Raw genomic sequence first — 20346 nt, 5'->3', positions numbered from 1 at the left:
AAAGGGCGTATGGATTCCGGCTTGCGCCGGAATGACGGGTTGATGCCTCAGGCTGCTTTCAGCAGGCCGTCCAGCGACAGGCGCAGGATGCGGTCGGCTTCAGCGATCTGCTGGTCCGAGACGATCAGCGCCGGCGCCAGGCGTACCACGTCCATGCCGGCGATCAGCACCATCATGCCGTTGGCTTCCGCGGCTTTCTGGATATCCTTGGAGCGGCCGGTCCAGGCGTCCGCCACCACCAGGCCCAGCAACAGGCCGGCGCCGCGCACTTCGCGGAACACCTGCGGGTAGTCGCCGATCAGTTTTTCCATGGTGGCGCGCAGCTTGGCGCCGGCCTCTTTCACGCGCGCCAGGAAGGCCGGCTGGTTGATGGTTTCCAGCACGGTCAGCGCCACGGTGGCGGCCATCGGGTTGCCGCCGTAGGTGGTGCCGTGCGAGCCGACGCCCAGGGTGGCGGCCAGTTCGTGGGTGGTCAGCATGGCGGCCACCGGGAAGCCGTTGCCCAGCGCCTTGGCCGAGGTCAGGATGTCGGGGGTGATGCCGTAGCTCATGTAGTGGAACAGCTCGCCGGTGCGGCCCATGCCGGACTGCACTTCGTCAAAGATCAGCAGGGCGCCGGTCCTGGTGCACAGGTCGCGCAGTTCTTGCAGGAAGGCCTTATTGCCAGGCACCACACCACCCTCGCCCTGCAGCGGCTCCACGATCACGGCGCAGACGTCATCGTCGATGGCGGCGCGCGCCGATTCGATGTCGTTGTAGATGATGTGGTTGATCATCGGCGGCAGCGGCTCGAAGCCTTCGGTGTATTTCGACTGGCCGCCGACCGACACGGTAAACAGGGTGCGGCCGTGGAACGACTGGTAGCACGAGATGATGCGCGATTTGTGCGGACCGAATTTGGCGTGCGCGTGCTTGCGCGCCAGCTTGAGGGCGGCTTCGTTGGCTTCGGCGCCGGAGTTGCAGAAGAAGGCGCGGTCGGCAAAGGTGGCTTCGGTCAGGGCCAGCGCCAGGCGCAGCACCGGCTCGTTGGTGTAGCCGTTACCGAGGTGCCACAGGGTGTTGGCCTGACGGGTCAGCGCTTCCACCACGATCGGGTGGCAGTGGCCCAGCGCGGCCACGGCGATGCCGGAGGTGAAGTCCAGGTAGTGTTTGCCGGCCTGGTCCCACAGGTCCAGGCCCGCGCCGCGGACCGGCACCATCGCTGCCGGTGCATAAGTCGGCACCAGTACCTCGTCAAAAGTCTGACGGGTCACAGGACGGTTGAGGGCGGTCGTATCTACTTTGGCATTCATGGCATTCCCTATCAAGATGTGGGTCATGCGCGGCACAGCGCCGCGTGGACCCATTGTAAAAGCGGGGATGCTAAAGTTCTTTTCAAATGGCGACAAGAATTTTTACTTTTGGCCGCAAAGTAAACTTATCAGGACTGCAATTTGCAACTCCGGGGTCAGGTCCGCCATTTCTACACGAGCACAGCAGTAGGCGCGCCTACTGCTGTGCTCGTGTAGAAATGGCGGACCTGACCCCGGAGTTAGGACTGTAATTTGCGCTGGCGTTCCTCGCGCGGGGTGTTGCCGAACAGGGCGCCAAAGGCGGTGGAGAAGTGCGAGCCGGACGAGAAGCCGCACATCAGCCCCACCTGCACGATCGAGTGATTGGTCTCCAGCAACAGCTGGCGCGCCCGCTGCAGGCGCAGCTCCAGGTAGTAGCGCGAGGGCAGGCTGCCCAGGTATTGCTTGAACAGGCGCTCCAGCTGGCGGCGCGACAAGCCGACCAGGTTGGCGATGTCGTCGGTGGAGAGCGGTTCCTCGATATTGGTTTCCATCAGCGTCACCGCTTCCGACAGGCGCGGCTGCAAGGCGCCAAAGCGCGCCTGCAGCGCCACCCGCTGGCGCTCTTCCGGGCCGCGCACGCGTTCCACGCACAGGGTTTCCTTGACGTTGGCCTGGGCGCCGGCGCCGAACAGGTGCTCGATCAGGGTCAGCGCAAAGTCGATCGAGGCGGCGCCGCCGCAGCAGCTGAGGTGGCGGCCGTCCAGTTCGAACAGATGGGGCGTCAGGATGGCGCGCTCGGTGATGTCTTCGGTGTCGGCGTACAGCGCCCACGGCAGGGCGATGCGCACGCCCGCCATCAGGCCGGCTTTGGCCAGCCACAGCACGCCGGCGCCGACCCCGCCCCAGTAGTCGGCCGTGCGGCAGCGTTCGATCACGGCGCGCGTCTGCTCGGGCGGCAGCGCGGCCTGCTGCTCGTCGGCCACCAGCAGGGCCAGATGGTGAGGTAAATGCGGCCAGCCCGGCTGGGCCAGCATCAGTTGGGCCGGCGTCATGGTGTCCAGCTGCAGCACGTCGCGGCCGAGCGCGGCGGCGGCCAGGCGCAGCGGCTGCACCAGCCCGGCCCAGGTGATGGCGTCCGCCTCGCCGGCGTTGACCAGCAGCAGGCGCAGGGGCTGCTGCCGGGCGAGACTGGACAGGGTATCGAAAGACATCGGGGCTACTCCGGCGCCAGGACCGTGGCGGGACGCTCGGTACTCCATTGGCTCACTATCATACCGGAGATCAACAGTGCCGCGCCGAGCAAGCCGCTCCATGCCAGCGTCTCGCCCAGCCAGAGGTAGGCAAAGATGGCGGCGCAGCCCGGCTCGAAAGCATAGATCACGGCCGCCTCGTTGGCGCTGCTGTGGCTCTGCCCCCAGGTTTGCAGCGAGATGATGGCGGCGGTGGCGATCACGCCCAGGTAAATCAGGTTGAGGCTGTACATCTCCAGTCCCTTGCGGATGTAGGCGGCGTAGGCCGGCACATCCTGCGGCAGCTCGGTCATCAGCAACCACAGCGCCGCGCACACGGCCACCGTCAGGATCTGCGAGGCGGTCAGCGCCATCAGCTTGTCCACCTTGCGCGTGAGCGATTCCATCAGCTTGATGTAGACGCCAAAGAACAGCGCGCACAGCAGCGCCAGGGTGTCGCCGCGTCCCCAGCTGAAGCTGCCTTCCCAGCACAGCGCGAACAGACCGGCCACCGACAGGCACAGGGCGACCACGATACGCCGCTCCAGCCTGGCGCCCAGCAGCACGCCCAGCAACGGCGGCACCAGCACGTTGAGGCCGCAGATGAAGGCATTGCGGTTGGAGCTGGTCAGCGCCAGCCCCTCGATCTGAAACACGTAGCACAGGAACAACACCACGCCGGCCAGGATGCCCCAGCGCAGGTCGCGCCAGCGCACGCCCCACAGAAAGGGCAACAGCAGCACGCTGGCCAGCGCAAAGCGGCACAGCACGATCCAGCTGGCCGACAGGTAGCCGGTCATGTTCTTCATCGCAGGAAAGGTCGTGCCCCAGACCAGGGTCACGAGCAGCAATGCGGCAATGCCGCGCAGGTGTACAGGCATGGTTGTTATTATCGTCAGAGTCCGCATAGTGTACCCGCCGGAAAGCGCGATGCGAAGCGGCTATAATCACGTCCTATGGGTGAACGATTCTTGAAAAGCATCCGGCTGCTGGCCGAGTGCATGCAGGGCTATGAACGGCTCTCCGGCGAGTACGTGCGCCGGAGCGGTTTGACGCACGCCCAGTTCGACATCATCGCCACGCTGGGCAACACGCCCGGCATGTCCTACAAGGAGCTGGGCGACAAGACGCTGATCACCAAGGGCACCCTCACCGGGGTGATCGAGCGGCTGGAGCAAAAAGGGCTGGTGGAACGTCAGCGCAATGACTGCGACAAGCGTTCCTTCTTTGTGAAGCTGACCAAGGCCGGCGAGCAGACCTTCTGCACGGTGTTCCCGGAAGTCATTTCGCAAAGCGGCAAAGTGTTCGCCAGTTACACCGAGGACGACTTCGCGCAGCTTGAAAAAACCCTGTCCGCGCTTAAAACTGTCATCATGGCCGGCCAGACGGGAACGCCGTCCACCCATGACTGCGATTAAAACACCAAGGAAACAGATTTGAAAACCTCTCTGCTGGAAGGCAAAAAGCCTGCCAAATTCGACAAACACATTATCGGTAACCTGCTGCTGGACGTGGCGCCGGCCGACGAAGTGCGCCAGGAAGCGCTGATCGTCGGCGTGCGCAACGAGGACGGTGAAATCTATCGCCTGATCGGCGCCAGCACCCACAACAGCTTCATGAACGCGGTGGAAGAATTGTTCGACCTCGACCTGGTCGACGAGCTGCAGGACACCGATGAACCGGTGGAAGGCTGCGACGCCATCTTCAGCCAGCAGTAAGCGCCCACTGACAAGCGCTGTTGGGTGAAATCCACGCCGCAAAAAGTATTTTCAGAAAAAGTGCCGCAAGGCAATATTTTGAGTATAATTTTTGAGCATGGACAGACTCGACGCCTTCAAGACCATTGCTGCTCAGGCGAGCCGGGGAGAACTCACGTTCCCGGCCAACGTCAACGCCTCGCTGCGCCTGCAGCACGCGCTGAACGATCCTGACTGCCACATCGAGGCAGCCGCCAGGCTGATCCAGGCAGATCCCTTGCTGGCTGCGCGCAGCGTGGCGATCGCCAACTCGGTGGCCTACAACCGTTCCGGCACTGAAATCTCCAGCGTGCGCGCGGCGGTGCAGCGGCTGGGCATCCGCACCCTGCAATCGCTGGTGGCGGCGGTGATCGTGCGCCAGATCGGCAGCCAGGTGACCGAGCCGTCGCTGGCGGCCAAGATCCAACAGTTATGGGAGCACACCGCCCATGTGGCGGCACTGGCGCAGGTGATTGCGCGCCGGGTTACCCACGTCGATCCCGATACCGCGCTGTTTGCCGGCATCATGCACGAGGTGGCTGGTTTCTACATGCTGGCCAGCGCCGGCGACTTTCCCGAAGTGATGGACGGCGAGCCGGAAGACTGGGTCGAGCATGGGGAACTGGAGATCGGGCGCGGCGTGATGGCGCATCTGGGCGTGCCGGAGGGTGTGTTCAAGGCGATCGAATCGATGTGGATCGGACTGCGTGCGCTGCCGCCGGAGACGCTGGGCGACACCCTGCTGCTGGCCAATGATCTGGCGCCGGTGCATTCGCCGCTGCACCAGCGGCCGGGCGCGACCACCTTGCAAGGGGCGCGCACCATCGACTTCGTGGTGGGCGAAGGCACGCTGCACGCCATCATGAGCGAGTCCGCGGATGAGGTGCAATCGCTGTACGCGGTGCTGATGCTGTAAAAAAAAGCCCGCTGGGCAGCGGGCAAAGTCCAAAACTAGGGATCTCCTCCAGAGGAGACGCGTCCAGAATACCCCGCCCCGCCCTTGCGTTCTGTGCGGTACTTCACATAAGCATGGTATTTATGCAATTTACCAGGCCGGCACGGTCTGTTTCCATGCGTCCAGTTCGGCCACCCGCGCCAGCCAGGCCATCAGCTTGGGATACTGGGTCACCGGCAGCCGGGCCTGCCCGATGTAGGTCAGCGGCGCGGCAGTGGCGAAGTCGGCCAGCGTGAGCTGCTCGCCGACGATCCAGTCGCGGCCGGCCAGATGCTGCTCCAGCACGCCGGCAAACTGGGCGATCAGGCGGCTGGCGCGGTCGATTTCCGTCGGGTCCGGGCCGCCATTGCCGATCAGGCCTTTCCAGATGTGCTCATAGACCAGCACGCCCAGCGCCGGCGCAAAGTGCTGGGCCGACCACAGCATCCAGCGGTTGATGTCGGCCCGCGCCATGATGTTGTCGGGGTACAGGGTCTGGCCATGGGTGCGGTCCGCCAGGTACTGCATGATGGCGCACGATTCCCACAGCGTGAACTCGCCGTCCTGCAGCACCGGCAGCTTGCTGTTGGGATTGAGCGCGACCAGCCGGCGGCGGTCTTCCTCGCTCATCAGGTTTACTTCAGTCAGTTCCAGCGGCGTGCCCATGTGGATGGCAGCCAGCATGACACGGCGCGAGCAGGTGGAAGCAGGATGGTAGTAGAGTCGCATTTGGTATCTCCGGTGGGTTGATGTCTCCATCGTAGAACCGGGTTGCGACAGTTTTTGTCAGGAGTCTTCGCGGATGTTGTGCTGCTGGCGCCAGGTCTTCAGCAGGTCGTGGCGCCGCGCTGGATAGCGTTGTTGTAGCGACTCCACCGCGGCGATGCGGTCGACCCGGAAGTGGCGGAAGGCCATGCGCATCTCGCACCACGCGGCCAGCAGGCGCTTGTTATCAAAGAAGGCCAGCGCGAACGGCCAGACGATGCGGTCGGAGGCCGTGCCCTGCTCATCGCAGTAGGACATGCGCAGGCGGTGCTGGTAGCGGATCGCCTCGCGCACCGGGCGCACGTGGACATCGCTGGCGTCTTTCTCGTCCTGCCACAAGGGCACCCACAAGCTGGTTTCGGCCATGTCGTCGCGCAAGTCTTTCGGTGTGGCGGCGGCGATCTTGGCCAGGGCATTGCTGGCGGCGGCGGCCAGCGCTTCATCGCCCTGCCGGCGCACCCAGCGCGCGCCCAGCACCAGCGCTTCCAGCTCGTCCGCACCAAACATCAGCGGCGGCAGGAAGAAACCGGTCTTCAGCATATAGCCGACGCCGGCCTCGCCTTCGAGCGGCGCGCCGAGGCCGGACAGGGTCTGGATATCGCGATAAATGGTGCGCTCCGAAACGCCCAGCTGTTCCGCCAGCCTGGCGGCCGTGACGGGACGGCGATAGCCGCGCATGGCGTCCATCAGCATGAATAAGCGGCCGGTCCGGCTCATGATCTTGTCTCCCGTGTAGATGGTGTTCTTCAGTTCCAGTGGATGCCTATTTTCGCCTGAAATTGCCTGCTCAATGCCTGTATTTGTAACAGCGTCGGAGCGCCTCCCAGAGGGAAAACCGCTAAAAGACGCTTAAAAAAATAGGCAATCTGCAGGCGATTTCAGGCAAAAATAGGCATCTGGTAGAAGGTGCAAACCCTATGCATATCGACCACGCGATAGCTAAAAAAAAATCCCTCCGCGCGGGAGGGATTCTGTGGGACGCGCCAGACTCAGACGACGGCGCCGTCGGTTTCGTCTTTTTCCTTGACCGGCTTGATCAGGTCTTCGCGCTTCACGCCCAGCCACATGGCGACCGCGGCGGCCACGAACACCGACGAATAAATACCGAAGCAAATACCAATGGTCAGCGCCATGGCGAAGTAGTGCAGGGTCGGGCCGCCCAAGAACAGCATCGACAGCACCATCATCTGCGTACAGCCGTGGGTGATGATGGTACGCGAGATGGTCGAGGTGATCGCGTTGTTCATCACTTCCTGCACCGAGGCCTTGCGCTGCTTGCGGAAGTTTTCGCGGATACGGTCAAAGATCACCACCGACTCATTGACCGAGTAGCCCAGCACCGCCAGAATACCGGCCAGCACCGTCAGCGAGAATTCCCACTGGAAGAAGGCAAAGAAGCCCAGAATGATCACCACGTCGTGCAGGTTGGCGATAATCGCCGCCACTGCAAACTTCCACTCGAAGCGCACGGCCAGGTAGATCATCACGCCGATCACCACCATCACCAGCGCGTTCAGGCCATTCTGCGCCAGCTCGTCGCCCACCTGCGGGCCGACGAACTCCACCTTCTGCAGCGACACCAGCTCGGCATCGCCGGCGCCGGCGCACGATTGCTTGACCACGTGCTCGCCCTTGGCGGTCACGGTGTCAATCTGCTTCAGGCTGCCGCTTTCAGCTTTGCACAGCGCGTCAAACACCTGCGCCGACGCATCCTTCGGCGTGATGCCCTTCACCACCGGCAGACGCAGCATGACGTCGTGCGCGGTGCCGAAGCCGGTCGCTTCAGGCTGTTCGTAGCCGATGCTTTCCAGCGTGTGGCGGATCCGTTCCAGATTGGCCGCCTGCTGGTAGCGCAACTCCATCACCGTGCCGCCGGTGAATTCCACCGAGAAGTGCAGGCCGCGGTGCAGCAGGAAGAACACGGCCGCGACGAAGGTCAACGCCGAAACGACGTTGAACACCAGCGCGTGGCGCATGAACGGGATGTCTTTTTTAATGCGGAAAAATTCCATCGTCAGTACCCCTGGTTATTTCTGGCCTGGTACCCAGACGGTACCAATAGCGATCGATTGCAGTTTCTTCTTGCGGCCGTACCAGAGGTTGACCACGCCGCGCGAGACAAACACGGCGGAGAACATCGAGGTCAGAATACCCAGCGTGTGCACCACGGCAAAGCCGCGGATCGGACCGGAACCGAACACCCACAGCGCCACACCGACGATCAGCGTGGTGACGTTGGAGTCGATAATGGTCGCCCAGGCGCGCTCGAAGCCGGCCGCAATCGCCGCCTGCGGCGTGGCGCCGGCACGCAATTCCTCGCGGATACGCTCGTTAATCAGCACGTTCGAGTCAATTGCCATACCGAGCGCCAGCGCGATCGCGGCCATGCCCGGCAGGGTCAGGGTCACTTGCAGCTGCGACAGGATGGCCAGCAGGAACAGCAGGTTGCACGCCAGCGCAAACACGCTGAAGAAGCCAAAGATCATGTAGTAGGCAATCATGAAGATCGCGATCGCGGCAAAGCCGTACAGCGTCGAGTGGATGCCCTTGCTGATGTTCTCGGCGCCCAGCGCCGGACCGATGGTGCGTTCCTCGATCACTTCCATCGGCGCCGACAGCGCGCCCGAACGCAGCAGCAGCGCCAGCTCGGCCGAGTTCTCGGCGTTGCCCATGCCGGTGATCTGGAAACGGCTGCCCAGCTCGCTCTGGATGGTGGCCACCGACAGCACTTCCGGCTTGCCCTTCTCCTTCAGCACGATGGCCATCTTCTTGCCCACGCGGTCGCGGGTGGCGTCGCGCATGCGGCGGCCGCCATCGCCGTTCAGGTCAATGCCCACGGCCGGCTGCTGGTTCTGGTCAAAGCTGGCCACCGCGCTGGAAATGTACTCGCCGCTCAGCACCACATCTTTCAGCAGCACCACCGGCACGCCTTTGCCGACGGTGAACAGTTCCGAATTGAAGGGAATCGCCGCGGTCAGCTCGGTGCCCGGGGTGATCGATTCATCCACCATGCGCACTTCCAGGGTGGCGGTGCGGCCGATCACGGCGCGCGCGCGCGCCACGTCCTGCACGCCCGGCAACTGGACCACGATGCGGTCCGGCCCTTGCTGCTGGATCACCGGCTCAGCCACGCCCAGCTCGTTCACGCGCTTGGACAGGGTCGAGATATTCTGCTTCACGCCATCGTCGATGGTTTGCTTGAGCGCGGCCGGCTTCAGGCTGACCACGGTTTTCAGCTCGCTGCCTTCGCCGGCGTCAACGAAGTTCAGGTCGGCGATCTGGCCGGACAGCACATCCTTGGCTTTCTGGCGGGTGGCGTCGTCGCGGAATTTGATTTCCACGGTATTGCCGACCAGCTCGATGCCGGCGTGGCGCACATTCTTGTCGCGCAGCGAAGCGCGCGCGGCCGCCTGGATGCCCTGGATGCGCTTGGCCAGCACGGCCTTGCTGTCCACCTGCATCAGGAAGTGCACGCCGCCGCGCAAGTCGAGGCCGAGGTACATCGGCAGCGCGTGCAGGCTCTGCATCCACTGCGGGGTGTTTTCCTGCAGGTTCAGCGCCACCAGATAGGTCGGATCTTCCGGATCGGCGTTCAGGCCTTTTTCCAGCACCGACTTGGCCTGGAACTGAATGTCCGGGGTGGCGAAGCGCACCCGCACCGAGGCGTAATTGCCGCTGCCGTCAAAGGTCAGGCCATTGTTGGCAATGCCGGCCTTGGCCAGCACGTCGGCCACCTTGGCCGTCATGTCGGCGGTCATCTTGACGGTCGACTTGCCGCTGGTGACCTGCACTGCCGGCGATTGGCCGAAGAAGTTCGGCACCGTGAACAGCGCGCCCAACAGGATGGCCACGACAATAAGGATATATTTCCAGACTGGATAACGATTCATATAGCTCTAACGTTCAGTGTAGACGTCAAACGGCCCGCAGCGCGTGCGGGCCGGGGGGAATTACAGGCTCTTCAGCGTGCCGTTCGGCAGCACCATCGTGATCGAGTTCTTTTGCACCACCAGCTCCGCGCCGCTGGAAATTTCCAGCGTCACGTACAGGTCGGAAATCTTGGTGATCTTGCCCAGCACGCCACCGGCGGTGACCACTTCATTGCCCTTGGCCAGCGCTTCCATCATGGCCTTTTGCTCCTTGGCGCGCTTCTGCTGAGGACGGATCATCAGGAAGTACATGGCCACGAACATCAGAATCAGGAAACCATATTGGCCCAGGAAGCTGGACGAGCCCAGAACGTCGGTCGAGGATTGGGCGTAAGCATTGGAAATGAAGAACACAGGTGACTCCGATATCTATAGTTTAAAAAACAGCGCTGTATTCTAGCACTGGCCGCACGGCGTTAGGACTTTTACACCCCGCGCGCGCGATCGGCGTGGAATTGCTGCACCCAGGCCGGGAACCGGTCCGCATCCAGCGCATCGCGCATCTGCTGCATGAGGTCCAGGTAATAGTGCAGATTGTGGATGGTATTCAGGCGCGCGCCGAGGATTTCCTGGGTGCGGTTCAGGTGGTGCAGATAAGCGCGCGAGAAGTTCTTGCAGGCATAGCAGCAGCAGGTGCTGTCGTACGGCTCCTTGTCATCCTTGTAACGGGCGTTCTTGATCTTGATGTCGCCAAAGCGGGTGAAGATCCAGCCGTTGCGGGCATTACGGGTCGGCATCACGCAGTCGAACATGTCAACCCCGTTGGACACGCCCGCCACCAGGTCTTCCGGCGTGCCCACGCCCATCAGGTAGTGCGGCTTGTTGGCCGGCAGTTTCGGGCCGACGTGTTGCAGGATGCGCATCATGTCTTCCTTCGGCTCGCCCACCGACAGGCCGCCGATGGCCAGGCCCGGGAAATCGATCTTTTCCAGGCCTTCCAGCGATTCATCGCGCAGCTTCTCGAACATGCCGCCCTGAACGATGCCGAACAGCGCGTTCGGGTTTGCGCCGCGCTGGAATTCATCGTGCGAGCGTTGCGCCCAGCGCAGCGACATGCGCATCGACTTGGCCGCCTCGTCCAGCGTGGCCGGGCGATTGTCAATTTCATAAGGGGTGCACTCGTCGAACTGCATCACGATGTCCGAATTCAGCACGCGCTGGATCTGCATCGAGATTTCCGGCGACAGGAACAGCTTGTCGCCGTTGATGGGCGAATTGAAATGCACGCCCTCTTCCGTGATCTTGCGCATCGCGCCCAGCGAAAACACCTGGAAGCCGCCGGAATCGGTCAGGATCGGCTTGTCCCAGCCCATGAAGTCGTGCAGACCGCCGAACTTGGCCATGATGTCATTGCCCGGACGCAGCCACAGGTGGAAAGTGTTGCCGAGGATGATCTGGGCGCCGATTTCCTTCAGCTCCAGCGGCGACATGGCTTTCACCGAGCCATAGGTGCCGACCGGCATGAAGATTGGCGTTTGCACCACGCCGTGGTTCAGCTTGACCTCGCCACGACGGGCCTTGGTCACGCCGGTGGTGTCGGTTTTGTGTAATTTAAATTCCAGCATGCTTATTCCTTGTTCTGCGTCGTCAGCAGCATGGCGTCGCCATAGCTGAAGAAGCGGTATTCACTGGCGATCGCGTGGGCGTAGGCCTTGCGGATCTCTTCAAAACCGGCAAAGGCCGACACCAGCATCAGCAGGGTCGACTTGGGCAGGTGGAAATTGGTGATCAGGCGCGTCACCGTCTTGAACCGGTAGCCCGGCGTGATGAACAGCGCGGTATCGGCGCTGCCGGCTTCCAGCTGGCCGCCCTGCGAGGCCGATTCCAGCGCGCGCAGCGAGGTCGTGCCGACCGCCACCACATCACGGCCGGCCCCGCGGGCGGCGCGCACCGCGTCCACCGTCTCCTGCGGCATGGTGTACCACTCGGTGTGCATCTGGTGCTCGGCCAGGTTCTCGTGGCGCACCGGCTGGAAGGTGCCGGCGCCCACGTGCAGCGTGACGTAGGCGAAGTTGACGCCCTTGGCTTTCAGCTTCGCCAGCAGCGGCTCGTCGAAATGCAGGCCGGCGGTCGGCGCGGCCACCGCGCCCGGCACCTTGTTGAAGACCGTCTGATAGCGGTTTTCGTCGAACGAATCCGCATCGTGCTCGATATAGGGCGGCAGCGGCAGGCGGCCGTGGGCTTCGATCAGGTCGAACACGTCGGCATCGAAGTGCAGCGTGAAGAATTCGCCGGCGCGCTCGCCCACCGTGACGTCAAAGGCATCGGCCAGCCGCATTCTGGTGCCCGCCAGCGGCGAACGCGAAGCGCGCACCTGGGCCAGCACCGTGCGGTTATCCAGCACGCGCTCGACCAGCGCCTCCACCTTGCCGCCGCTCTCCTTCATGCCGAAGAAGCGGGCTTTCAGCACGCGGGTATTGTTCATCACCAGCAGGTCGCCCGGCTGCAGCAGGTCGACGATATCGGCGAACTGGCGGTCGATAATCTGCGCGCCGTCCAGATGCAGCAGACGGGAGGCGCTGCGGTCTGGCAGCGGGAATTGCGCAATACGCTCTTGCGGCAAGTTAAAATCGAAATCGGAAAGCGAATACATGGTCGGACTCTGTTAAACAAAAATACGGTAGGCCTTACAATACCGGCGGCCAACCCTCTATTTTACGCCATATGCCTGTTTCACCGTCGAAAACTGCCAAAAAAACCGTCAGCGCAGAGGCCAAACTGGCCAAATTGGGCTTGCACACCGATATGGACCTGGTGCTGCACCTGCCCATGCGCTACGAAGACGAAACACAGGTCATCACCATCGAAGAGGCCCGGCTGCATGGCGGCGACACCTCCCAAGTTGAGGGCATCGTCACAAAAAACGAGATCGCCTACAAGCCGCGCCGCCAATTATTGGTGCACATCAGCGACGGCACCGGCGATCTGCAGCTGCGCTTCATGAATTTCTACGGCAGCCAGGTCAAGCAGCTGGCCGAGGGCACGCGGGTGCGCGTGCGCGGCGAATTGAAACACGGCTTCTTCGGCGCAGAGATGGTGCACCCGGCCTACAAGGTGGTGAACGAGGGCGCGCCGCTGCCAACCTCCCTGACGCCGGTGTACCCGGCCGGCGAAGGCCTGTCGCAGCCGGTGCTGCGGCGCGCGATCGGCGAAGCGATGAAGCGGGTCGACTGGACCGACACCATCCCGGCCGACGTGCGCCGCCAGCTGCAGCTGTCCGACCTGGAGCCGGCCGTCAAGCTGCTGCACTATCCGCCGCAGCAGGTGGACGAACACGCGCTGGCCGACCGCTCGCATCCCGCCTGGACGCGGGTCAAGTTCGACGAGCTGCTGGCGCAGCAGCTGTCGCTGAAACGCGCCCAGCGCGCGCGCCGCGCCAAGGGGTCGCCGGCGCTGACCAAGGTCGGCGCCTTGTCGCGCGATCTGGAAGCCGCCCTGCCCTTCAAGCTGACCGGCGCGCAAAAACGCGTGCTGGCCGAAATCAGCGCCGACCTGCGCCAGCCGTATCCGATGCAGCGCCTGCTGCAGGGCGACGTCGGCAGCGGCAAGACCGTGGTGTCGGCGCTGGCCGCCGCCCAGGCCATCGACAGCGGCTACCAGGCCGCGCTGATGGCGCCGACCGAAATCCTGGCCGAGCAACACTTCCGCAAGATCGCCGCCTGGATGGAACCCTTGGGCGTCAAGGTCGCCTGGCTGACCGGCAGCCTGAAGAAAAAGGAAAAGCAGGCTGCCTACGACATGATCGAATCCGGCGAGGCACGGCTGGTGGTCGGCACCCACGCGCTGCTGCAGGACGTGGTGACGTTTGAAAACCTCGGCCTGTCCATCGTCGACGAACAGCACCGCTTTGGCGTCGGCCAGCGCCTCACCTTGCGCAACAAGGGTGTGGAAGGCGCCGTGCCGCACCAGCTGATGATGTCGGCCACGCCGATTCCGCGCACGCTGGCCATGACCTACTACGCCGACCTGGAAGTGTCGGTGATCGACGAACTGCCGCCGGGCCGCAGCCCGATCGTCACGCGCGCCATCGACCAGAACCGCCGCGACGAAGTGATCGAACGGGTACACGCCGCCGCGCTGGAAGGCCGCCAGATCTACTGGGTCTGCCCGCTGATCGAAGAATCGGAGGCGCTGCAACTGCAAACCGCCACCGAAACGCACGCCCTGCTGGCCGAAGCCCTGCCCGACCTGCATGTCGGCCTGGTGCATGGCCGCATGAAGCCCGCTGAAAAACAGGTGGTGATGGACGCCTTCAGCGCCAACGAAATGCAGGTGCTGGTGGCCACCACCGTGATCGAAGTCGGGGTCGACGTGCCGAACGCCTCGCTGATGGTGATCGAACACGCCGAGCGTTTCGGCCTGTCGCAGCTGCACCAGCTGCGCGGGCGCGTCGGCCGCGGCTCGGCAGCGTCAGTATGCCTGCTGCTCTATCAAAGCCCGCTCGGCCAGATCGCCAAACAACGCCTGATGACCATGCGCGAAACCACCGACGGTTTCGAAATCGCCCGCCGCGACCTGGAAATCCGCGGCCCCGGCGAATTCCTCGGCGCGCGCCAGTCCGGCCAGGCCATGCTGCGCTTCGCGGATCTGGAAACCGACGGCTGGCTGGTCGACCAGGCGCGCGACGTCGCCCACGACCTGCTGCACGCCAACACCCCGGAAAAAGCCGCCACCGTCGAAGCCCACCTCGCCCGCTGGCTGGGCGGCCGCGAGGAATTCCTCAAAGTCTGAGCCTGTCACCCCGGCGCAGCCGGACAGTCCGCCGCTGCGCTCCATGGAACCTCAGCTCAGAAGCACAAATAAATCCGGTTGGCGATATCAACCACAAAATCCGGCTGCAAATACGCCGCGAAGCCCAGCGCCAGCACAACGGCGAAGGCGGCGCGCAGCAGCCAGGTTTTCATCATGCCGCCTGCGCGCGGACCAGCGGGCGCTCGTTGATCGGCAGGTTGATCAGGCCGGACATCACGCCCAGCGCAATCGCGATGCCCCACACAATGTCATAGCTGCCGGTGCTGGTGTACAGATAACCGCCCAGCCACACGCCCAGGAAGCTGCCCAGCTGGTGCGAAAAGAACACGATCCCCGCCAGCATCGACATATGCTTGACGCCAAACACGCCGGCGATGATGCCATTCGTCAGCGGCACGGTGGACAGCCACAACACGCCCATCGCCGCCGCAAACAGATACACCGTCAGCGGCATCAATGGCGCCAGCAGGAACAGCGAAATCACCACCGAACGCGAGAAATATATGGTCGACAGCAAATAGCGTTTCGGGAAGCGTCCACCCAGCTTGCCCGCATAGTAGGAGCCGAAGATGTTGAACAAGCCGATCAGCGCCAGCGCCAGCACCGCCACGCTGGGGTTGCCGATGCCCTGATCCTTCAGGTACGCCGGCAAGTGCACGCCGATGAACACCACCTGGAAGCCGCACACGAAATAGCCGGCCACCAGGAACAGGAAGGAACGGTTGCCCAGCGCCTCGCTGGCCGCCTCGCGGATGCTTTGCTGCGGACCATGCGCATGTGCCACCGACGGCTCGCGCAGATAGAACGCCATCGGCACCATCAGCAGCACGATCAAGGCGCCCAGGATGTAGAAGGCGTTCTGCCAGCCGACCGCGGAAATCAGCTGCTGCTCGACCGGCATCATCATGAACTGGCCGAAGGAGCTGGCGGCGCCCGAGATGCCAAACGCCCACGAGCGCTTCTCCGGCGGCGCCACGCGGCCGATGATGCCGCTCACCGCGCCAAACGCGGTACACGCCAGCCCCAGGCCGACCAGCACGCCGGTGCCCAGCACGAACATGGTCGGCTGCGTCACCACCGCCATCCACACCAGACCGAGGGCGTAACACAGCGCGCCGACCAGCACCACCCGCATGGTGCCGAAGCGGTCCGCCGCCATGCCGGCGAACGGGCCGAAAGCGCCCCACATCAGATTCTGCATGGCCTGCGCCAGCGAGTAGGTCTCGCGCGTCCAGCCGTTGGCCTGCGAGATCGGCTGCATCCAGAAGCCGAAGCCGTGGCGCACGCCCATCGCCAGCGTCAGGACCACGCCGGTGGCTAGCAATACGTTCTTGAGGGTGGGTGCGCGGTCTGCCGTGAACATGGTCTCTCCCCGTTATTTATTTCGTATCTGGGGATTGTAACCAGTTCGGCGCAGCCTTGCTTACTCGTCGGCCGGATAGCGCAAACCGATCTGCGCGCGGATCTCGTCCAGAGTGCCCATGATGGCCAGCGTTTCCGCGTGCGGCATCACCGGGCTTTCGATCAGCCCCGCGCGCATGCAGCGGCCCACTTCCTGCGCTTCATGGGTATAGCCGTTGCCGCTTTTCGGCAGATCCAGCGTGCGCTCGCTGCGCGAGGTGCCGTTCACCAGCGTGACAGTGATCTTGTCGGTGTTGTGGAAGCGGTCATGCAGGCGCACGAAGCCCTTCTCGCCGGAGATCGTCAGCTCGGTTGGCGTGCGCGAACGCAGGCTGCACGCGCAGGACGACACGCCGCCGCCCTGGTGCGACAGGGTGAACGCGGTTTGCATATCGACCCCGGTGGTAGTCATCTCCGCCTGCGCCTTCACGCCGGTGACGCCGCCCAGGAAGAACGAAGCCATCGACAGCGGGTAGATGCCCAGATCCAGCAGCGCGCCGCCGCCCAGCTCCGGCGCAAACAGCCGGTGCTCCGGGCCGGCGTCGGAGGTGAAACCAAAATCGGCGGTCACATTGGCCGGCTTGCCGATCTCGCCGCTGTCGACGATGCGCTTGGCCTCCACCACGGACGGCATGAAGCGCGTCCACATCGCCTCCATCACGAACAGCTTCTTCGCGCGCGCCAGATTGATGATGTCCTCGGCCTGGCGGCGGTTCATGGTGAACGACTTCTCCACCAGCACCGCCTTGCCGCCGTTAAGGCACATCAGCGCGTTCTCGTGGTGCATGGGGTGCGGCGTGGCGATGTAAATCACATCCACGCCAGGATCATCGGCCAGCGCCTGATAGCTGCCGTGAAAACGCTCGGCGCCATACTGCTGGCCAAAGCTGGTAGCGCTATCCACAGAGCGCGAAGCAACGGCCGCCAGTTTTGCGTCCGGCGTGTCCTGCAAAGCAGTGGCGAAGGCTTTGGCGATTTTGCCGGTGCCCAGAATACCCCAGCGGATTGGCTGCGTCATGGCGTGCACTTTCTGCCGCATCGGCGGCGATGGAATTGAGATGAAGTTGATTATTTTACTGCGGGTGCCCGCTTGGGGCGGAACACCGTTGCATCGGCATAGAAGGCTTCATCCTGCCCTGGCCACCAGCCCGGCACGCCCAGCGCCTGCATCGGCGTGAAGCCGGCGGTGCTCAGGCCTTCATCGGCCAATTGCCGCGCGACGGTGGTATCGATCCATGCGCGGCGTTCCGCGTGATCCAGCGCGAAGAACGTGTCGTCCGCCAGCACGACGCGCGTGTGCGCGGTGATGGCCTTGCGCGGCGCCACCAGCTTTTCCATCAGCGCGTGGCCGAACAGCCAGGTCTGCGCATCCGCCGCCTCCCATTGCGCGCGGCGCCCGACGAAGGCTTCATGCCAGCGATGCTCGCGCAGCGCTTCGGTCAGCGCATGGCCGTCCGCGTTATCGCGCACTACCAGCAGCGCGGCGTTTTCATCGAAGATGGTGGCGCCGTCACGCGCCGGGCCGCGCGATTTGCCGACGCCATCCAGCGCGATCTGCGCCGCCTGCAAGGCGTTCAGCTGCACTTTAATCTGCGGGAAGGTCAGCCACACAAGGCCGTTGAAGAAGTCATGCAGGTTGTCGCGCGTCGGCACGCAACCGGTGGCGCCGATGTGCTCCTCGTAAGCCGTGCCTTCCGGCAGATCCTCCTGCGGCACAAAGGACAGCGGCAAGCCGAGATGGTTGCGCAGGCTCAGCGCCGCAGCCTGCCTGCTGAACGCGTCGCGGAAATGCGACTGCGGGGACAAGCGGCCGGCAGCGTCGCGTACCGATTCGTACCAAGGACGCGACCAGTCGATTGTATCCAGCACTGCTTACACCATTTTCCAGTTGATGGTTTCGCCGGCGTTGAGTGGAATGACTTGCTGGTCCGCCAGCGGCAACGCTTCCGGCAGCGTCCACTGCTCGCGCTTGAGCGTGATCTTGCCCTGGTTGACCGGCAGGTTGTAGAACGCCGGGCCGTTCAGCGAAGCGAAGGCTTCCAGCTTGTCCAGCGCGCCGGCGCGTTCGAAGGCTTCGGCGTACAACTCCATCGCGTGCAGCGCGGTGTAGCAGCCGGCGCAACCGCAGGCGGCTTCCTTGGCGCCCTTGGCATGCGGCGCCGAGTCGGTGCCGAGGAAGAAGCGCTCGTCGCCGCTGGTCGCGGCGGTCACCAGCGCCAGACGGTGCTCTTCACGCTTCAGCACCGGCAGGCAGTAGTAGTGAGGACGAATGCCGCCCTTGAAGATGTCATTGCGGTTGTACAGCAGGTGGTGCGCGGTAATGGTGGCGGCGATCGGGCCTTCCGCCTCCGCCACGTACTGGGCGGCGTGCTTGGTGGTGATGTGTTCAAACACGATGTTCAGCGCCGGGAAATCACGGCGCAGCGGGCGCATCACGCGCTCGATGAACACCGCTTCGCGGTCGAACAGGTCGATATCCTGATCGGTCACTTCGCCGTGGACCAGGAATGGCAGGCCCAGTTCCTGCATCTTCTCCAGCGTCTTGTAGCAGTTGGCCAGGTCGGTCACGCCGGCGTCCGAATTGGTGGTGGCGCCGGCCGGGTACAGCTTCACCGCGTGCACCACGCCGCTCTCCACCGCGCGCACGATTTCGTCCGGCTGGGTGTTATTGGTGAGATAAAGCGTCATCAGCGGCTCGAAGTCCATGCCCTCCGGCAGCGCCGCCAGGATGCGCTCGCGGTAGGCGACGGCAGCGGCAGTGGTGGTGACCGGCGGTTTCAAATTCGGCATCACGATCGCGCGGCCGAACTGGCGGGCGCTGTGCGGCAGCACGCTGGCCAGCGTCGCGCCATCGCGCAAATGCAGATGCCAGTCGTCTGGGCGGGTGATGGTGATGCTGGAAGGGGTTTGTTCGAGGTCGGACATGGCGGCGGGCTTTCAAAATGCGAATAGCCGATATTTTACCCGGTTCTCACTGTCCGGCGCGCTGGCGGGCCATCAGCTTGCCCGACTCGTTGCCCTCCTCGCCGCCCTTGCCGTCGTAGAGCAGATAGTCGAAAACATCGGCTACCTTGACCTTGACGATCTGGCCGCTGTGCAGCGTGGGGATCTGGGCCGGCTCGTTGTTCAGCAGGCCGGTGATGTCATGCTCTTCCCATTTGGTGACTTCCACCCACATCCATTCCCGGCCCTTTTCCGGCGTGGCGAACGGTGCTTTCACCAGGATGTACTCGCCCGGCTTCAGGCCGGCGTTGAAGCGCTGGCGCAAGGCCGGCAATCTGGTCTTGGCGGCGGTGCTTGCAGCCAGGACGGCATCGGTGTGCTTGACCATCTGCAGCGTATCCGTGAAGCCGAACAGAGACGCAAACAGGGCAGTCTGCTGCGCGTAGCGGTCGGGGCCGGGGTAACGGTCGAAACCCACCTCCAACAGGCGGTTTCGCGGATCACCTTCTTCCGGCTGGCCTTTGTAAAGCAATAGCTGCGCCTGTGCCTTGGCGTTGTCGGTCAGCGACGGCAGTTGGGCGTTGCGGAAGGCGTCGTGACGGATGGTCTTCAGGTTCAGCGTCATGACGCCGCTCTGCCCGATGGTCGCGCCTTCCACCAGCGCCTGCGCGAGGATGTTGATCAGATTACCGGCCTGATTGTTTTGCGAATGCGCGACATCGCTGATCACCACATCCGGCAGGCCAAACTTGGCCATGCCGAGCGTGATTTCGCGTATCAACTTATCGCCCTGATACGCATGGATGACGGTATGACGAACGATGTTGGGCACATCACCCTGCCAGCCATCCACGTGGCGCTTGCGCCATTCGGCGGTGGTGAAGATTTCGCGGGTTTCCTCATCCCAGATCAGGCCGCCAGTTTGCTCGGCCACCTGCAGCAGCAGACTGTCTGCAGCACGAAGCGCGGCATAGGTGGGCGACGCCGGCGCGCGGAATTCCAGCACCAACGCCGTTTGCGCCAACTGAAGCGCCTCCGCCTGGGCTTTGCTCAAGCCACGGCCGAAGTACTCGATCATCCGCACGCTGGGCGGCGGGTAGTTTTTCTGGATGTCGTTGTCGAGCGTAGGCGCCATCTGCGGCTCGCTGGGCGCGTCGGCCAACTGCTGCACCACCTTGAACTTGCCGCCCAGCTGCGCCAGCGTCGCATTCAAGGCCGCCAACGGCTCCACCGCCGGTGGCTGTAAATAATAAATCGCATACACAAAACTGACCGGCCCGTTCATCGGCGCCCCCGCCGGAAACGCCTCCAGCGCCCAGGCCGCCGGGGCAAAACACATCAGCAAAAAGAATAGGGAGCGAATGAAGGGCATGGGTATCGCAG

At 63.6% G+C, this 20346-nt stretch carries 19 protein-coding genes; 4 read left to right on the top strand and 15 right to left on the bottom strand.

Going from position 1 to position 20346, the window contains the following annotated elements; genetic code table 11:
* Positions 1 to 47: 47 nt before the first annotated feature.
* The 3 genes from ABDW57_RS00195 to ABDW57_RS00185 all read right to left on the bottom strand — a co-directional run bounded on the left by ABDW57_RS00195 (position 48) and on the right by ABDW57_RS00185 (position 3384).
* Positions 48 to 1292, bottom strand: a complete 1245-nt coding sequence (locus tag ABDW57_RS00195; protein ID WP_343728188.1) for an acetylornithine/succinyldiaminopimelate transaminase — start codon at positions 1290 to 1292, stop codon at positions 48 to 50.
* 239 nt (positions 1293 to 1531) lie between these two features.
* Complete coding sequence (locus tag ABDW57_RS00190; RefSeq protein WP_343728187.1) at positions 1532 to 2485, bottom strand: helix-turn-helix domain-containing protein; 954 nt, start codon at positions 2483 to 2485, stop codon at positions 1532 to 1534.
* 5 nt (positions 2486 to 2490) lie between these two features.
* Complete coding sequence (locus tag ABDW57_RS00185) at positions 2491 to 3384, bottom strand: DMT family transporter (protein WP_343728186.1); 894 nt, start codon at positions 3382 to 3384, stop codon at positions 2491 to 2493.
* A 75-nt stretch (positions 3385 to 3459) separates the two neighbouring features.
* Here ABDW57_RS00185 and ABDW57_RS00180 point away from each other — a divergent pair, with 75 nt between their 5' ends.
* The 3 genes from ABDW57_RS00180 (at position 3460) to ABDW57_RS00170 (ending at position 5155) form a co-directional block, all read left to right on the top strand.
* The gene (locus ABDW57_RS00180; protein ID WP_343728185.1) at positions 3460 to 3921 is read left to right on the top strand and encodes a MarR family transcriptional regulator; all 462 of its coding nucleotides are present in this window, start codon (positions 3460 to 3462) and stop codon (positions 3919 to 3921) included.
* Between the two features lie 18 nt (positions 3922 to 3939).
* Positions 3940 to 4221 (top strand): hypothetical protein, encoded by a 282-nt coding sequence (locus tag ABDW57_RS00175; protein ID WP_343728184.1) that lies wholly within the window; start codon positions 3940 to 3942, stop codon positions 4219 to 4221.
* 97 nt (positions 4222 to 4318) lie between these two features.
* The gene (locus ABDW57_RS00170; protein WP_343728183.1) at positions 4319 to 5155 is read left to right on the top strand and encodes an HDOD domain-containing protein; all 837 of its coding nucleotides are present in this window, start codon (positions 4319 to 4321) and stop codon (positions 5153 to 5155) included.
* A gap of 129 nt (positions 5156 to 5284) precedes the next feature.
* Here ABDW57_RS00170 and ABDW57_RS00165 read toward each other — a convergent pair whose 3' ends face one another.
* The 7 genes from ABDW57_RS00165 to queA form a co-directional block, all read right to left on the bottom strand.
* Positions 5285 to 5902: a glutathione S-transferase family protein gene (locus tag ABDW57_RS00165; protein ID WP_343728182.1), complete on the bottom strand. Its 618-nt coding sequence runs from the start codon at positions 5900 to 5902 to the stop codon at positions 5285 to 5287.
* A gap of 57 nt (positions 5903 to 5959) precedes the next feature.
* Complete coding sequence (locus tag ABDW57_RS00160; protein WP_343728181.1) at positions 5960 to 6655, bottom strand: YafY family protein; 696 nt, start codon at positions 6653 to 6655, stop codon at positions 5960 to 5962.
* A 272-nt stretch (positions 6656 to 6927) separates the two neighbouring features.
* Positions 6928 to 7950 (bottom strand): protein translocase subunit SecF, encoded by a 1023-nt coding sequence (gene secF, locus ABDW57_RS00155; protein ID WP_343728180.1) that lies wholly within the window; start codon positions 7948 to 7950, stop codon positions 6928 to 6930.
* Positions 7951 to 7965: 15 nt separating this feature from the next.
* Positions 7966 to 9828 (bottom strand): protein translocase subunit SecD, encoded by a 1863-nt coding sequence (gene secD, locus ABDW57_RS00150; protein WP_343728179.1) that lies wholly within the window; start codon positions 9826 to 9828, stop codon positions 7966 to 7968.
* A 60-nt stretch (positions 9829 to 9888) separates the two neighbouring features.
* A complete protein-coding gene (yajC, locus tag ABDW57_RS00145; protein ID WP_343728178.1) occupies positions 9889 to 10221 on the bottom strand; it encodes a preprotein translocase subunit YajC in 333 nt (110 codons plus the stop codon).
* Positions 10222 to 10292: 71 nt separating this feature from the next.
* Positions 10293 to 11432 carry a tRNA guanosine(34) transglycosylase Tgt gene (gene tgt / locus ABDW57_RS00140; RefSeq protein ID WP_343728177.1) on the bottom strand — a complete coding sequence of 380 codons (1140 nt, stop codon included), beginning with the start codon at positions 11430 to 11432 and terminating at the stop codon, positions 10293 to 10295.
* A gap of 2 nt (positions 11433 to 11434) precedes the next feature.
* A complete protein-coding gene (queA, locus tag ABDW57_RS00135) occupies positions 11435 to 12460 on the bottom strand; it encodes a tRNA preQ1(34) S-adenosylmethionine ribosyltransferase-isomerase QueA (RefSeq protein WP_343728176.1) in 1026 nt (341 codons plus the stop codon).
* 71 nt (positions 12461 to 12531) lie between these two features.
* Between queA and recG the strand changes: the two genes are divergently transcribed.
* A complete protein-coding gene (gene recG / locus ABDW57_RS00130; RefSeq protein WP_343728175.1) occupies positions 12532 to 14598 on the top strand; it encodes an ATP-dependent DNA helicase RecG in 2067 nt (688 codons plus the stop codon).
* 172 nt (positions 14599 to 14770) lie between these two features.
* Here the strand turns inward: recG and ABDW57_RS00125 are convergent, their stop codons facing one another.
* Genes ABDW57_RS00125 through ABDW57_RS00105 form a run of 5 tightly spaced genes read right to left on the bottom strand, consistent with a single transcriptional unit; the run spans position 14771 to position 20335 of the window.
* The gene (locus tag ABDW57_RS00125; RefSeq protein ID WP_343728174.1) at positions 14771 to 15982 is read right to left on the bottom strand and encodes an MFS transporter; all 1212 of its coding nucleotides are present in this window, start codon (positions 15980 to 15982) and stop codon (positions 14771 to 14773) included.
* A gap of 60 nt (positions 15983 to 16042) precedes the next feature.
* Positions 16043 to 17038 (bottom strand): Gfo/Idh/MocA family oxidoreductase, encoded by a 996-nt coding sequence (locus tag ABDW57_RS00120; RefSeq protein WP_343728173.1) that lies wholly within the window; start codon positions 17036 to 17038, stop codon positions 16043 to 16045.
* A gap of 50 nt (positions 17039 to 17088) precedes the next feature.
* The gene (locus ABDW57_RS00115) at positions 17089 to 17889 is read right to left on the bottom strand and encodes a DUF3025 domain-containing protein (RefSeq protein ID WP_343728172.1); all 801 of its coding nucleotides are present in this window, start codon (positions 17887 to 17889) and stop codon (positions 17089 to 17091) included.
* Between the two features lie 3 nt (positions 17890 to 17892).
* On the bottom strand, positions 17893 to 18945 hold the full coding sequence (pyrC, locus tag ABDW57_RS00110) for a dihydroorotase (RefSeq protein ID WP_343728171.1): 1053 nt from the start codon (positions 18943 to 18945) through the stop codon (positions 17893 to 17895).
* Between the two features lie 46 nt (positions 18946 to 18991).
* A complete protein-coding gene (locus ABDW57_RS00105) occupies positions 18992 to 20335 on the bottom strand; it encodes a DUF2314 domain-containing protein (RefSeq protein WP_343728170.1) in 1344 nt (447 codons plus the stop codon).
* Positions 20336 to 20346: the final 11 nt, after the last annotated feature.

Origin of the sequence: Duganella sp., assembly GCF_039595735.1 — a bacterium.
Lineage (GTDB): Bacteria > Pseudomonadota > Gammaproteobacteria > Burkholderiales > Burkholderiaceae_D > Rugamonas.
Note: the sequence above shows the minus strand (reverse complement) of the source record. Positions and strands in the feature narration are given on the sequence as shown.